Origin of the sequence: Pseudoalteromonas sp. C2R02 (assembly GCF_018860845.1) — a bacterium.
Taxonomy (GTDB): Bacteria; Pseudomonadota; Gammaproteobacteria; order Enterobacterales; family Alteromonadaceae; genus Pseudoalteromonas.
This window is the reverse complement of the sequence record NZ_JAHKQC010000009.1, coordinates 82828-97446: the sequence shown is the minus strand read 5'-3', so window position 1 is coordinate 97446 and position 14619 is coordinate 82828. Positions and strand designations below refer to the sequence as shown.

At 35.1% G+C, this 14619-nt stretch carries 13 protein-coding genes; 9 read left to right on the top strand and 4 right to left on the bottom strand.

Features of this window, described 5'->3' with window-relative positions:
- Window positions 1-46 precede the first annotated feature (46 nt).
- From KO527_RS01765 to KO527_RS01750, 4 genes are all read left to right on the top strand, one after another.
- Complete coding sequence (locus KO527_RS01765; RefSeq protein ID WP_216038680.1) at window positions 47-1306, top strand: HlyD family efflux transporter periplasmic adaptor subunit; 1260 nt, start codon at window positions 47-49, stop codon at window positions 1304-1306.
- A 74-nt stretch (window positions 1307-1380) separates the two neighbouring features.
- Window positions 1381-2103, top strand: coding sequence for an ABC transporter ATP-binding protein (locus tag KO527_RS01760; RefSeq protein WP_216038679.1), 723 nt, complete (start codon window positions 1381-1383; stop codon window positions 2101-2103).
- Window positions 2100-4532, top strand: coding sequence for an ABC transporter permease (locus tag KO527_RS01755; RefSeq protein WP_216038678.1), 2433 nt, complete (start codon window positions 2100-2102; stop codon window positions 4530-4532). The genes KO527_RS01760 and KO527_RS01755 overlap by 4 nt, the downstream gene beginning before the upstream one ends.
- A gap of 291 nt (window positions 4533-4823) precedes the next feature.
- Entirely contained in the window at window positions 4824-7250 is a 2427-nt protein-coding gene (locus KO527_RS01750) for an ABC transporter permease (RefSeq protein WP_216038677.1), read from the top strand.
- Window positions 7251-7322: 72 nt separating this feature from the next.
- Here KO527_RS01750 and KO527_RS01745 read toward each other — a convergent pair whose 3' ends face one another.
- The 4 genes from KO527_RS01745 to KO527_RS01730 form a co-directional block, all read right to left on the bottom strand.
- A complete protein-coding gene (locus tag KO527_RS01745) occupies window positions 7323-7502 on the bottom strand; it encodes a hypothetical protein (RefSeq protein WP_216038676.1) in 180 nt (59 codons plus the stop codon).
- 211 nt (window positions 7503-7713) lie between these two features.
- Complete coding sequence (locus tag KO527_RS01740) at window positions 7714-8283, bottom strand: prepilin-type N-terminal cleavage/methylation domain-containing protein (protein WP_216038675.1); 570 nt, start codon at window positions 8281-8283, stop codon at window positions 7714-7716.
- 137 nt (window positions 8284-8420) lie between these two features.
- Window positions 8421-9038 (bottom strand): FMN-binding negative transcriptional regulator, encoded by a 618-nt coding sequence (locus tag KO527_RS01735; protein WP_216038674.1) that lies wholly within the window; start codon window positions 9036-9038, stop codon window positions 8421-8423.
- Window positions 9039-9065: 27 nt separating this feature from the next.
- Window positions 9066-9668, bottom strand: a complete 603-nt coding sequence (locus KO527_RS01730) for a GNAT family protein (protein WP_216038673.1) — start codon at window positions 9666-9668, stop codon at window positions 9066-9068.
- 168 nt (window positions 9669-9836) lie between these two features.
- On the opposite strand from KO527_RS01730, the gene KO527_RS01725 reads away from it, so the two are divergent.
- The 5 genes from KO527_RS01725 (at window position 9837) to KO527_RS01705 (ending at window position 14576) form a co-directional block, all read left to right on the top strand.
- Window positions 9837-11321, top strand: coding sequence for a PLP-dependent aminotransferase family protein (locus tag KO527_RS01725; RefSeq protein ID WP_216038672.1), 1485 nt, complete (start codon window positions 9837-9839; stop codon window positions 11319-11321).
- Window positions 11322-11417: 96 nt separating this feature from the next.
- Window positions 11418-11867: a hemerythrin domain-containing protein gene (locus tag KO527_RS01720; protein ID WP_216038671.1), complete on the top strand. Its 450-nt coding sequence runs from the start codon at window positions 11418-11420 to the stop codon at window positions 11865-11867.
- 31 nt (window positions 11868-11898) lie between these two features.
- Window positions 11899-12180, top strand: a complete 282-nt coding sequence (locus KO527_RS01715; RefSeq protein WP_216038670.1) for a DUF2249 domain-containing protein — start codon at window positions 11899-11901, stop codon at window positions 12178-12180.
- Window positions 12181-12192: 12 nt separating this feature from the next.
- Window positions 12193-13485, top strand: coding sequence for a hypothetical protein (locus KO527_RS01710; RefSeq protein ID WP_216038669.1), 1293 nt, complete (start codon window positions 12193-12195; stop codon window positions 13483-13485).
- 77 nt (window positions 13486-13562) lie between these two features.
- Window positions 13563-14576 carry a site-2 protease family protein gene (locus KO527_RS01705; RefSeq protein ID WP_216038668.1) on the top strand — a complete coding sequence of 338 codons (1014 nt, stop codon included), beginning with the start codon at window positions 13563-13565 and terminating at the stop codon, window positions 14574-14576.
- Window positions 14577-14619 lie beyond the last annotated feature (43 nt).

Below are 14619 nucleotides of genomic sequence, written 5' to 3'. Positions count from 1 at the left end.
TCCTTGTTATATCTAGGTATGAAAATATTACCGAGAGCGAAAATAAATGGATGTCGTAAAAACAAAAAAGAAAAGTAACCCGCTACTAAATTCTAAGTATCAAATTGCATTAGCTATTTTTACTAGCCTTGTTTTTTTAGCGCTTTGGGCAAACCAATCAGTTGGTTCAATTTCTGTTGAACGTAATGATATTTTGGTAGAAAAAGTACATAAAGGCGATTTAGAGGTGAGCATTGAAGGTTATGGTAGCTTAAAGTCAGATAAGCAGCAGCTGATCACTACATTAACCCGCGCAACGGTAAAGGAAATTATTTTAAAGCCTGGCGCAAGCGTAAAAGCTGATAGTGTGATTGTGAGACTTGAAAATCCAGAGCTTCAGCAGTTAGTCGATAATGCGCAGCAGGAATTAGCACAAACAACTGCAAATTTACGTCAACTTAAACTAAATAATCAACGTGAAACTTTAAATGAAAGTGCTACTTTAGCGCAAATTACAGCAAGTTTTGAAACCGCTACTTTAAAACGCATTGCTGAAGAACAGTTAGTGAAAAAAGGTATCGTGACCAAGCTGACTTTTCAACAAACAGTATTAAATGAAAAGCAGCTTGAGAAACGCATTGAAATATTAAAGCAGCGTATGGCGCAACTCACTTTAGTACACGCCGAAGCCGTTAACATCCAGCAAGAACGTATTAAACAGCAGCAAGGTCAGCTAAATATAGCGCAAGCACGATTAGATAGACTAACAGTAACAGCTGGCTTTGATGGTGTGTTACAGCGTTTATCAGTGGAGTTAGGACAAAGCTTAGCGGCAGGTCAAGAAATCGCGCTAATTGGAAGCGTTACAGATTTAATTGCATTAATTCGTGTACCGCAAAGTCAAGCGCAACAGATTGAAATTGGTCAGCGTGTGATCATAGATACACGTAGAGACAAAATCGAAGGAAAAGTTGCTCGTATAGACCCGATTGTTGAAAATAATACAGTAAATATTGAAGTATCTTTACCACAAAATCTACCAGCTAGCGCAAGACCACAACTTAATGTTGATGGGGTTGTGATCGCTGAAACATTAAAGCAAGTGACTTATATAAAGCGCCCTGCAAATGCAAAATCAAGCACACAAGTTAGTTTATATCGTCTAGATGAAAATGGAAAAGACGCACAGTTACACAAAGTGAAACTAGGCCGTCAAGCAGGTCGATTTATTGAAGTGACATCGGGTGCTAAACCGAATGATGAATTCATTATTTCTGACTTATCTAATTTAAAAACCAGCTCAGATACATTAACCATAAACTATTAATAACCAAATTATTTTAGCGGGCTCTCTGTGAAATAAATACAGGCCTGTAATTAATCAATAAAAGGAATAGAAACATGAGCCAAGCAACAGCAAATATAAATACAAAAATAAAAATGACGAATATTTCTAAAATCTTTGAAACACAAGAACTAGAAACACACGCGCTAAGAAGTATCGACTTAGAAATCAATGCAGGAGATTATGTCTCTATCTCTGGCCCGTCAGGTTGTGGTAAATCAACATTATTATCAATTTTAGGTTTGTTAGATATGCCTTCAGGTGGTGAGTTTTACATCGAAGGCATTAATGTAACTGATTTATCTTTAGATGAAGCAGCAGAAATTAGAAATAGCAAGATTGGTTTTATATTCCAATCATTTAACTTAATTGATGAGCTTTCTGTATTTGATAATGTGGCATTGCCTTTACGTTATAGCAAAGACAAGTTACCTGATGAAGCAATCAAAAAACGTGTCAATGAATGTTTAGAGCTCGTTGCTATGTCACACCGTGTAAGTCATAAGCCTAATCAGTTATCAGGTGGTCAGCAGCAACGTATTGCAATTGCACGTGCATTAGTGGCAAACCCTGCAATCTTGCTAGTGGATGAGCCGACAGGTAACTTAGATTCTAAAAGTGGCGACCAAGTAATGGATGTACTTGAAAAGCTAAATGAAAATGGCACAACGATTTGTATGGTAACCCATGATCCGCGTTATGCAGATATGGCACGCACGCAACTTAAATTACTTGATGGTTCAATTTTAACCACTCCAGAGTTAAAGGCGGCTGTATGAGTCAATTTATCTATCAACAAAAACAAGCTTGGGTGAGCTTGAAAAAGAATCCCGGTTTTGTAGCTACGGTACTTGCCACTATGGGCACTACTTTAGGTGCTTTACTCTGTATTTTAACTTTAGCGTATGTGCTAATTGCTAAACCATTACCTTACCCAGATCAAGATAACTTGCATCTTGTTGTGCATCATATTGGTGATAGCAAAGGTGAGACTAATGCTTCTTCATTTACTTACCCTGGTTTAATTCATTTATATAAAAACCAGACCGTTTATGACAAAAGTGCGTTGATTTACTTCGACCAAGATGTATTAACGTCTGTTGATTCTCAGCCAACATTAAATACCTTGTATGTGACGCCTCAATGGTTTTCTTTGTTAGATGCAAGTGTACATATAGGCCGTGAATTTGAAGCAACTGAAGCGCTAGATACAAATAATCCTGTAGCGATATTAACTTATGATACCTGGCTGAATGAGTTTGGCTCAGACTCTGATATTTTAAATAAAAAAGTCACATTTAAAGGTGTCAGTTTTAATGTAGTCGGAGTGTTAAACCCATCATTTATTGAACCTGCTTTATCAACAACAGGCTTAAAATCTCAAGTAATTTTACCTTGGGATTACAATGGCATGAATGAAAGTGGAAGAGATAATTGGGGTAATATTAGCTCAAGCCAAAAATTTATTGGCAAAATTTCTTCAGGCGCATCTTTAGAGCAAATATCTCAAACATTAACTCCTTTGATACACGATACATGGCGAGAAAAAGTCGCTGGAGTAGAGTTTTTTAATGGCTGGAAAATAAATATGGAAGCCGTACCATTTAAAAAGCAAATCTTAGGTGATAGTACTAATACCGTTTATCTACTATTAGCGGGTGTTATTGGTTTAGTATTAATTGCTTGTGCTAATATCTCAAACTTGTTTATATCTCGCACAGCAGAGCAACAGCGTCAATTATCAATTCACGCAGCAGTCGGTGCAACCAAAGGTAAGCTATTTAAAACCATATTTGCAGAAACAGGTTTGTTAATGTTTTTCTCTGTGGTAATTGCGTTAGTGATTGCCACCGTGGGATTTTTTGTGATGCAGGAGTTTTTATCTCAACGCTTGCCAAGAGTTGATGAATTGATGATTAATTGGGTGACATTAACTTCTGCCATTATGATTAGCTTGTTATTTGCATTATTTTTCGCAGGCTTAAGTAGCCGAATGATTAACTATCGCGCGCTTAATTTAACATTGCAATCGAGTGGTAAAGGGACTGGTATTCAAGTATCTAAGAATATTCGTAAACTCTTAATTATCAGTCAAGTTGCTGTAGTGACAAGTTTAGTATTTGTAAATATCAGCTTGTTTAAAGACTCAGTAAATACGATTAATCAAGATATTGGTTTTCATACAGATAACTTAATGTATACCACTTTCTCAAGTGCCGGAGCGACACGACCTGAGCGTGATATGCGTAAGCAGTTGATGAATGAAGTGCGTGAAAAGTTAACAGCATTACCTCAAGTTGAGCAAGTTGTTCAAGCAAGCTCACCTTTAAATGGCTTTAACCTTTGGGCAACCACTGTTGTAGCTACTAATGAACGTTTTACACCTGAAGCAAAACATATCGATCAAAATTATTTTAATATGATAGGTCAAACTCTAATTGAGGGAGATTTATTTACTGCGGCAGATGTGAAAGATGAAAATCGCGTTGCGATAGTCAATGAAGCTTTTGCAAATAGAATTTCACCTACTGAAAGTGCAATAGGTAAACAACTGAGTTTTGGTGGCAATGATAATACTAAGGTGATAGGTATCGTAAAATCGGTACATATACCTGGCGACACTGAAGAAGAGATATTAAGAGCTTATGTACCTACATCTTTAGCTGAAAACTCGATGATAATAAAATTAAAACCTGACACTGTGATCACGAGAGAGCAAGTTGTATCGGTACTGACAAGTGTTACCAGTCAGTATAATATTTTTGAATTAGAATCATTAGATGCCCAAAAATCACAATTATTATTTACCCAATATACTACGGCGATTACCAGTGCTGTTTTAGCTGTCATTACTTTCTTTTTAGCTGCGATTGGTCTGTACGGTATTTTGAGTTACAGCACGCAAATGCGACGTTTTGAAATCGGCACGCGATTAGCTATTGGTGCAAAACGTTCTGACTTAATCGGGTTAATTATAAACGATAACCTATCGTCAGTTATTTTAGGCATGATATTGAGTATATTCGTTTTAGCAGGTCTATATTTAGGCTTCTCAGAAGCGTTAGCTGATTATATAAACCTAATGTTACTGACCGTATTTATCATCACAATAAGTCTAATAAGTTTAATTTCTTTATTTGCTTGTTATTGGCCATTACGTCCTTTTATCAATCGTCCTGCAATTCATTCACTTCGCGGAAGTGACTAACCACCATATGATAAAAGCCTATATGCCGAATGCATATAGGTTTTTTTAAATAGAGAATTATCGTTATGAATCAATTTTTTATCAGTAAAAGCAATAATCTGTTTTTGTGAACGGTGCACACAATAATACGCAATAGATCAAAAGCTAGCACTGAATTGTAAGCTATAGTACCCAGATACACGCTACTAGCCGTATAGAACTTAAATCAATCATTCGCTTTTCATGTGTTTAAGGCTATGAGTAAGTATTTTCAATATTTGATTTTATTGATTTCAAGGAAAAGAGTTTTTTATGAATCATCTTAAGTATTTAATTAAGCAAGCTTGGCAAAGCCTAAAAAAAACACCGGGTTTTATTGTCAGCGTTACCACAACTATGGGTTTAACTTTAGGCGCACTTTTATGTGTTTTAACACTTGCATATGTGATGTTAATGAAGCCTTTGCCTTATCCTGAACAAGAAAAACTATATAGAGTAATACAAAGTCAGATAATGCAAAATGGCCAAGTAGATAATGATTATTTTACTTATCCTGGGCTTATTCATTTTTATAAAAACCAAACGCATTTTAGTGAAGCTGCGCTAATTCATTATGATGATAATATTTTAACTAGCTCTGCTAAACAGCCTAGTTTAAAAATGGGTTATGTCACGCCGCAGTGGTTCACTATGTTAGATGTACCTATGGCTCAAGGTCGCCAATTTGAGCAAACTGAGGAACTTGATACCCATAATCCAGTTGCAGTTATTAGCTATGATACTTGGCAAAATGAATTTAATCGTGATGCGGATATTCTATCGCAAAAAATAGAATTCAGTGGTGTAACTTTTTCGATTGTAGGTGTGGTTTCTGAAGATTTTGTAGAACCAGAAATTCATCAAAGAGGGCTTAAAACACAAATATGGTTACCGTGGGATTATAACTTAGACTCTGAGATGACAGAGCGATGGGGTAATATCATACCATTAGCAGCATTTGTAGGTAAGTTAGATTCAGAGCAAACCATTCCACAAATTGAACAGGAAATTACGCCCGCAGAAAATCAAATTTGGCGAGATAATGTTGGTGGTGTGACATTTTTAAATGATTGGACTTTGCAAATGAAGCTGCATAGTTTTAATAGTTTAGTGCTAGGTGATAGTCATAAAATAATCTACTTCCTGATTGCAGGTGTATTTGGTTTAGTAATAATCGCCAGTGCGAATATTGCTAACTTATTTATATCTCGTATCGCACAACAACAGCATAGTATGGCCATTCGAGCTGCAATGGGCGCTAATAAAAAGCAATTGTTCAATGCGTCATTAGTGGAGTCGGGGATTTTGATGTTGCTATCAATTGGCTTGGCGCTAGTGATTGCTGTTTTAGGGTTTTATATTCTACAACATTATTTAAGCGATGTTTTACCTCGTGTGGCAGAACTAACATTAAATGGTTTTTCTTTTATATCTGCAATTGTGATTGTGATGATCTTGGCTTATTTTTTTGCCAAAGTAAGTGCTAAAACAATTCGTTATAAAGCTTTAAATCAGAGTTTGCAATCCAGTGGCAAAGGCAATAGTGCACAGGTCTCTAAAAAAACACGACAAGTATTAGTGATCACACAAGTGGCTATTGCAGCAGCTTTAATATTTGTTAATACTAATATATTTAAACATTCACTTGATTCTTTAAATGAAGATGTAGGGTTTAAAACGAATAATTTGTCTTATTTAAATTTAATTTATTCGGGCATGGAATGGCCAGAATATGAAGCTTTTGGGCCAATAATGACCGATATACAAGCGCAAATAGCTGCGCGTCCAGAAGTTGAATCATTAAGCCATTCAAGTTCACCTTTAAGCCGATTTTGGCAATGGCCAATTAATGATTTAGTACGTAAAGAACGTTACACCATATTTATCAAAAGCATTGCAGATGATTATTTTAGTTTATTAGATCAACCATTAATTGATGGTGAAAACTTCTCAAAAGCAGACATGAAAGATGGTAATAACGTATGGATTATTAATGAGGCATTAGCAAATTACTTAGCACCAAATGGTAGTGCGGTTGGCATAAATGTCAATCCGGGCAACGATCAGGTTTATACCATAAAAGGCGTGGTTAAAAATATCAAACAGCCTAATCAAGTTGATCAACCATTTCGAGTTTATGGCCCAAGTAGTGCACCACAACGCAGTATGTTAATTAAATTTAAGCCAAAGCAAAGTCTATCGCGAGAACAGTTAGTTGAAGTCATTCAGCAAAGCCATAAGTCTATGGTAATTGAAAAATATGAATCATTAGAACAAACCCAAAGCACGGGGCTATTCACTCAAAAGGCTACTGCAATTACTACCGCTATTTTAGCTAGTTTAACTTTCTTTTTAGCAAGCTTAGGGCTTTATGGTGTAATGAGTTACAGCACGCAAATTCGTCGTTTTGAAATAGGTACTCGTATGGCTATTGGGGCTAAACGAAAAGATTTAATTGTCATGATTTTAAAAGATAACAGCTTTTCAGTGATTATGGGTTTAATTGTGGGTATTTTACTTTTACTTGGAATGACTATTAGTTTCAGTTCTGCTTTAGCAAGTTACATTAACTGGCAGTTATTACCTCAAGCGCTAGTGACATTAAGTTTAATTTCTTTGATCACCTTTTTAGCCTGTTACATGCCTTTAAGATCTTTAATTAATCGACCAGCGGTTCATGCTTTAAAAAGCAGTGAATAAGAGGTTTAAGAAATAAAAATGCTTATTGGGGGATATATCAATAAGCATTTTGTGTTACTGGGGATGTGTGTATTAACACCTTTTAGCTAATCGAGAACCGGTTCTTTCACCTGCAATGCAAGTTTTCTTCTTTTTAGGCTTGGCTTCTTGCTCTGCTGTTAAATTATTTGATTCTGTTGTTGATGAGCAAGCTGTCAGTGCAAAACAAGTTAAGAGTGTGATCAGTGAAAGTGCTTTTTTTGATGTTTTCATTTATCCATTTCCTTTGGTGATTATATTTTTAAGTACGTTTTTTATCGTACATAAGTACGGATGATATCGTAGTTAACAAGTTAAATGAAATAAATATGTAAATGAGTGTAAATATATTGTTTTTAAATTTGGGTTTACTGATTAATACTGAGCTTTAAATCGTTGATAAGTTGCAAGGATTAAGAGTTTTATAGCACAACGCACATTTTAATTAAGTTAATGTTGCTCTAACCACTTGGGTAACTCCAGTCGCTGGAAAGTATTTTAGTTGCCAGTTTTCTGCGCCTTTCTGCCGATTATCTGATATATAGTTAAAATAGCAGTGTGCTGTATCAGAGAGTGATATTTCAGTGTACCAATAAATAATATCTGTATTATTACCAAAACTAGATGCGCCTGAATGATTTTCTAGAACAAAATCATCGCCTGCTAATAATCCACTCCATACATCTTTGCAATATGAGCCTTTTAAGTCTTTTCCTTGTTTAGCTGATTCTGTCGTTATACCTAAAGGAAAACCTGTATAGCTAGAGTCTAAATCGCCATCACCGTAACAGTTAAGATCTTGCATGTAACCTGAGCCGCCTTTTACTTGCCAGCAACCATGGTACATACTCACTGCAGAGCTAAAGCTTGCGAATATCGCTTTTGCCCTGGCATCGTGGGCATCTTGGCCCATATTCAAAAACTTTGGTAGGGCAGTGACGGATAAAATGCCTAAAATAACAATGACAATAATCAGCTCAATTATTGTGAAACCTAGGTTATTTTTAATTTTCATGTAATTACTTCTTAAACTACTATTACACCTCTAATTGCATGCAATATACACTTTTATGTTGATGATTTCATGAGTTATTAATACCATTTCTCAATAAATTATTAGCCCCTAGGCAAAGGAAGGAAATTAATACTAATTTAATCAATCATTTGCTCTGCTAGCTTTTTATTACCCTTTAATTTCAGTTGATTTGAAATTTGTTGTTTAACAGCTGTAGATTTGTTTTGACTCAGCTTAAATTGCCCGTTTATTTCATCGATTGATACTTTAAAAATGGTAATTGCTTTCAGCATTTGTTCAATCGCTTTGCTAGGTGCTGAATCTAATAACCAAGGTTCAGTTTGTTCTTTCTCAAAGTACTGTGTGGTGATATCCATTTGTTTATATTTTTCATTGCTATCGGTTATTATTTTAGCCTTGCCTATTATTTGTACTTTGCTGTAATTCCAAGTTGGCACAGGTTGCCCTTCACTATAATTAGGTGAAATATAACCTTGTTCTCCATGAAATATCAAAATGATATCTTCAACTTGGTTTTGTTTTAATCTTTTAGCTAAAGGGTGTTGATTACTTGTATGACCAACTAATGATGTTTGGTTGTCATCAAAGTGAAAAGGGATATGACTTACATGTGGTAATTCCCTCTCTTTATTGATAATTAAAGTAGCTAATGGATTATTGGTTACTAATTCAATTAACTTCACTTGTTCTATTTTGTCTTCTGAATTTGTTTGATAATGCTTAGGCGGATACATAATTATTTCCTTTAGGAATGTCTAACATTAATATTCAAATTCTTGTTTTTGTTTTGCTGTTTTTAATAACTTCTCTTTTACTTTTGGCCATTCATCATCTGTGATGCTAAACATGGCAGTATTACGGTAATCGCCATTGGGTGATCTTCGGTGTTTTCTTAATATGCCTTCAAAATGACCGCCAATTCGACTAATTGCGTTACGAGATTGTTGATTTGTTTCGTTAGTGCAAATCTCGACTCTTACCATATTTAAAGTTTCAAATGCGTATTGCAGCATTAAAAATTTTGCGTGTGAATTGACGTAGCTTCGTTGGAATTCAGGCGTAATAAACGTATGACCAATTTCAAGGGATTTATCTTTATCGTTTAATCTAAATAGTCTAGTTGAGCCAATCACTTGATTATTTTTTTTATTAACAGTAACGAATGCTATTTGTTCACCGTGTGCCATTTCATTTATGGCTTCTTTCATCCAAGCCGTAGCAATTTCTATTGTTTCACAACGATTCATTGGCATATGCTGCCATACCTCTGGGAAATTACCTGCTGCGCGGTAAGCGTCTAAATGGCCCATATTCATAGGCACTAACTTAATTAATTGGCTTTGTAGTATTTGTGGTTTAAGCATTATCTTCTCCTAAAGATCCCCGATAAAACAATTCGGGAATGACGGTTTCTTATTGAGTTCATTTATGTGTTGCTAGACATTTGAGCCATCTAAGTAAGCATCTATTTCTATTATGAGTTTTTCTGGTATAAACTCTATAACCAGAATTAAACTATTAGGTATACCAGTTTGAAGGCGCTTTCACTTAATTTAGAGTCCAGCTCAAAAGCTAAATATGTTGTGATAGCTGATGCGATCCGACAGGCTATTAAGCAAGGACAGGTTGCACCCGCTGAGGCTTTACCTTCAGCACGTAAACTCGCAGAGCAGTTAAATACCAATAGGCACACAATCATGGCGGCTTTTGCTGAATTAGTTGCTGAAGGTTGGGTGGAGGCAAAACAAAGGTCTGGTTATACGGTGGTGGCTTCTTTGCCAATTCAATCGAGTCAAAATATCAATAAAGTTGATACTAAACAAACACAATTTAAATGGCAGTTTGTTCGTAAAGGCATAATGCAAAATCCGATTAAAGCCTCTGAGTTTAAATATAACTTTGCTGGTGGTCAGCCTGATTTAAGACTATTTCCGTTCGATGAATTTAGAGGATATTTCTCTCAATCTTGTCAAAGGCCACAATTTGATGATTTGAGCTATGGTGATAGCAGAGGTTTGCCTGAATTAATTAATCAGGTGTCTACTTATTTGCGTAGAATGCGTTCTATCACTGATAAAGAAATCATGATTTGTAATGGTTCTCAAGAAGCTTTGTATATGGTATCGCAGTTATTGTTGCAAGCCGGTGAGAAAGTGGCGGTAGAGCAATTAGGTTACCCGCCAGCTTGGGCGGCATTTAAAAGTTCAGGTGCTCAGTTAATTCCAATCAATCAAGATGAAAAAGGTATTATTCCTGAGCATCTAGAGATGCAACTAAAAACAAATTCAATTAAATTACTTTATTTAACGCCGCTACATCAGTACCCAACAACTGTGACTCTAGATGCTGAGCGACGTATGAAAATATATCAGTTAGCGGCTAAATATAGCGTGGCGATTGTTGAAGATGATTACGATCATGAGTTTCATTATAAATGCCAACCTATCGCGCCTATGGCTGCTGATGACCCTTTAGGTTTAGTGATATATATATCTACATTTTCAAAATTAATGTTTGGCAGTGCACGAATTGGTTATGTGGCGGCAAATCAGGATTTAATACAGGCCTTAGCTGAATACAAAACTTTGATGAACCACAAAAATAATGTGCTGATCCAGCAAACTGTTTCAAGGTGGATGAAAGAGGGCGGTTTTGAATGTCATTTACGTCGTATGACACGTATTTATCAAAAACGCAGAGATATCACGGTCAATATTTTAAATCATTATCAAAACTTAGGTTTACCTATTAAGTTTAAAAATCCAGATGGTGGTATGGCTATTTGGCTTGATATGGGAAAATCTATTTTTGGATTAAAAGAAAAACTCTATGCTAAGCAGGTTTATCTACAAACGCAGTTAGAGTTTGATTTAAATCATAAAAATAACAAACAGGAAAATAGTGCTTTTAATTTTATTAGAGTTGGTTTTGCATCAATGGAAGAACATGAATTAAAACAAGGGCTAAAGTTGATTTTTTCTGAGGTTTATGGAGCTGAATTGCAGGAAAGGTTATAGAATTTAAAATTATTTTTTTGATTTTATTATTTCAGGTCAAAGTTATAAAAATTCAAAGGTCTATTATTTGTTTATTGAAATAATGGAGTTAATAACATGAGTTCTATTCCTGATTATATGACAGTAAAACATAGAGAATGTGATGATGTTTTTGCAGAAGCGGAGTCTGCTGTAGCTAAATCGGATTGGCCGTTAGCTGATGTAAAATGGCAGTTATTTACAACAGAACTAGATTTGCATTTAGAAGCTGAAGAAACAATTTTATTTCCACAATTTGAGCAAGCAACAGGGATAACTGCAGGGCCAACTCAGGTGATGCGAAGTGAACATGAGCAAATGCGTGCATTAGTACAAGATATAAATAAAGCATTAAGTACTCAAGATAAAGATGCATTTTTAGGTTTATCTGAAACATTAATGGTTTTAATGCAGCAGCATAATATGAAAGAAGAAATGATGCTTTACCCTATGAGTCAGCAACATATTCCAATAGAGCTGGGTGTATTGAGTCAATTAAAATCGCATTGTGAGCCTGTGCCGAGCTAAACCTATTAAATAGCAGTTAGAAAGAGTCAAAATGAAATTAATCACAATTGATGTGAGCGAATTACAGCCTCCTGAACCTATGACAGAAATACTGACATCATTATCAAACTTAGCACCTTTGCAGTGTTTGAAAGTGATACATAGTAGGGAGCCATTCCCTTTATATCAAAAATTATCAAAGGCTGGCTGGGGGCATTTTTGCCAAATGTTACCATCGAATAAAGGAGAGTTTAAAAGTTGCCATATTTTCATATTTAAAGAGTCTGACAGCGCTCACTTCAAAGCATATTTTCAAAATTTAAAATCAGTTTAAATCAGAACGCTTATGAACATGTCAGGTTTATCGTTTGATGCATTGCCACCCATTAATATTCCTTTTCGCTATTTTTTAATCGCACCCGTATTTTTAATTTTGATCGCTATATTTATTTTATATTTAGGACCTGAAATTTGGTTTAGTCGATGGCATCCTGCCATGTTAACGATTACTCATGGCCTCACCTTAGGTTTTATGGCGAGTGTGATGATGGGGGCGTTATTTCAAGTATTTCCCGTAGTGGGTGGAATCGGTTTTCCTAAAGTAAGGTTAGTCGCTAATATCAGTTTTGTTGGTCATGTACTGGGCACTAGCTGTTTAATGTTAGGTTTTGTTTGGCCTAGTGAATTAATTAAAGTGTTATCGGTTTTACTTTTAGGTTTGAGTTTTACCACTTATTTAATTGCGATTAGTTGGGTATTAAGCAAAAAACTGAGCCAAGGCGTGGTTATAAATGGTATTAGGTTAGCTGTATTTGCTTTATTTGTTACGGTTTTATTAGGTATAGGATTATTGTTTGGCTTTTTTAAAGGCGATAAGTTTTTTACTAATTTGCATGCTTTATGGGGGGGATTAGGTTGGGGCGGATTATTAATTATTGCAGTGAGCTTTCAAATTATTCCGATGTTTCATGTTGCTCCACAATTCAACAAAATGATTTCAAAATACATTCCTATCGTTATTCTCAGTTTGATATTGCTGATGATTTTACTGAGAGAGTACACAACAACATTGATTGTTTCTTTATTAATAATTAATAGTCTTTATTCAATCAGCGTTTTATATGTGATTCATAATCGAAAGCGAAAAATACCAGATACGACAATTAAATATTGGCAGTTAGCATCAGTTAGCATGTTTGTGTTGTTGATCTTTTTTATATTGTCAGAATATGTTTTTTCAGGGACTTTAAACCATAAGCAAACACTATTAATGGCAGCGATTTTTATTTATTTTTATGTGATATCTATTATTCAAGGGATGTTGCTTAAAATTATTCCTTTTTTAAGTTACACCCATTTACAGCAAAAATGTTTAATGAACTTTGATGCTATGAGTTTATTACCTAATATGCATGGTTTTTTAAATAAAAAACCTGCAAATTTATTATTCATACTTCATATTTTTTCTGGATTATCATTAGTATTTACCATACTTTATCCTGCGTTTTATTGGTTGTTTGGTATTTTATTGTTATTAGAATTCACTGGGTTATTATTTTTAATGGTAACGGCGATATGTGTATATCAAGTCTGTAATCATAAAATTAATCACTTATTACAGTTAAGTCAGGTAAAATAGCAACTTTATATAAATGATTTAGCGAGTAACTAAAGTTGTTAAACATCACGCTTTTTGATCAAGAACTGAAACTTGAAATGGATGAATCCGGCTTGCAAAGCCTTTATTGGGCAGATCAACTGGTAAGCCAAGTTAATTTGGCTGGTAATCGTGTCACTGAGGTTGTGCATAGATTTCAGCTGCAACAAAATAAAGAAAAAGTAGAAATCAGCCTTAACCTACAAGCACAAGATCAAACCGTTGATTATCAATTATGGATAGATCAAAAACAGCAAGTTTCAGGTGATTTTCAATTACCCGATACTGGTCACTTAGCTAAATCAGAACGCAAAACAGGTTGGTTAGGCCTAGCTGCATTAGGTTTTAAATTACTTAAAAGTGCAAAAGTTATCAAAGCGGTATTAGCGGGCGCTTCAGTTGCGGGTTATGCTTGGTTATTTTCAATTGAATTTGCTTTAGTGTTAGTGGCGTGTTTAGTGGCACATGAATATGGTCATGTGAGAGCCATGAAATATTTTGGCATTAAAACTAAGGGCATATATTTAATTCCTTTTGTAGGCGGTTTAGCGGTTTCAGACGATAAAATAAATACCCGATGGCAAGACGTAGTAATTTCAATCATGGGACCCTGTTTTGGTTTATTGATGTCGTTTGCGTGTTTAATTTTGTATTACGCTACAGACTTGGAGTTATTTGCAGGTGCGGCAGTGATCAGCGCCTTACTCAATTTATTTAACCTTTTACCTATATTGCCATTAGACGGTGGTCATGTTCTTAAGAGCATTAGTTTTTCGATGCGCTCTTGGATTGGATTATCTGTGTGTATGTCAGGCATCGCTCTAGGCGCTTGGGTTGCTTATACATTTGGTTTAGTGCTATTGGTATTCTTCTTATTTATCGGCTCAATAGAGGTGATTTTTGAATGGCGACAACGCCATTACTCACACTTAGTGCCTTTAGATAAATATGGGCAAATATTTTCAACTGTGTGGTTTTTATTAGTCGCAGTTGGGCATATATGGGTAATCGTTAACTTTGCAGATTCAGATAATCCGATATTAAGTTTACCAATGAAAATTTTGAGTAGTTAAGGTAATTGAAAATTGACTTTTACGTGCCGATAGTAAACACAAG

Bases quoted from the DNA above. Each gene is read 5' to 3' on its own strand.
- KO527_RS01735 (WP_216038674.1), bottom strand. From the start codon at position 9,038: ATGTATCCGCCTAAGCATTATCAAACAAATTCAGAAGACAAAATAGAA.
- KO527_RS01730 (WP_216038673.1), bottom strand. From the start codon at position 9,668: ATGCTTAAACCACAAATACTACAAAGCCAATTAATTAAGTTAGTGCCT.
- KO527_RS01750 (WP_216038677.1), top strand. From the start codon at position 4,824: ATGAATCATCTTAAGTATTTAATTAAGCAAGCTTGGCAAAGCCTAAAA.
- KO527_RS01755 (WP_216038678.1), top strand. From the start codon at position 2,100: ATGAGTCAATTTATCTATCAACAAAAACAAGCTTGGGTGAGCTTGAAA.
- KO527_RS01715 (WP_216038670.1), top strand. From the start codon at position 11,899: ATGAAATTAATCACAATTGATGTGAGCGAATTACAGCCTCCTGAACCT.
- KO527_RS01745 (WP_216038676.1), bottom strand. From the start codon at position 7,502: ATGAAAACATCAAAAAAAGCACTTTCACTGATCACACTCTTAACTTGT.
- KO527_RS01720 (WP_216038671.1), top strand. From the start codon at position 11,418: ATGAGTTCTATTCCTGATTATATGACAGTAAAACATAGAGAATGTGAT.
- KO527_RS01705 (WP_216038668.1), top strand. From the start codon at position 13,563: ATGGATGAATCCGGCTTGCAAAGCCTTTATTGGGCAGATCAACTGGTA.
- KO527_RS01710 (WP_216038669.1), top strand. From the start codon at position 12,193: ATGAACATGTCAGGTTTATCGTTTGATGCATTGCCACCCATTAATATT.
- KO527_RS01740 (WP_216038675.1), bottom strand. From the start codon at position 8,283: ATGAAAATTAAAAATAACCTAGGTTTCACAATAATTGAGCTGATTATT.
- KO527_RS01760 (WP_216038679.1), top strand. From the start codon at position 1,381: ATGAGCCAAGCAACAGCAAATATAAATACAAAAATAAAAATGACGAAT.
- KO527_RS01765 (WP_216038680.1), top strand. From the start codon at position 47: ATGGATGTCGTAAAAACAAAAAAGAAAAGTAACCCGCTACTAAATTCT.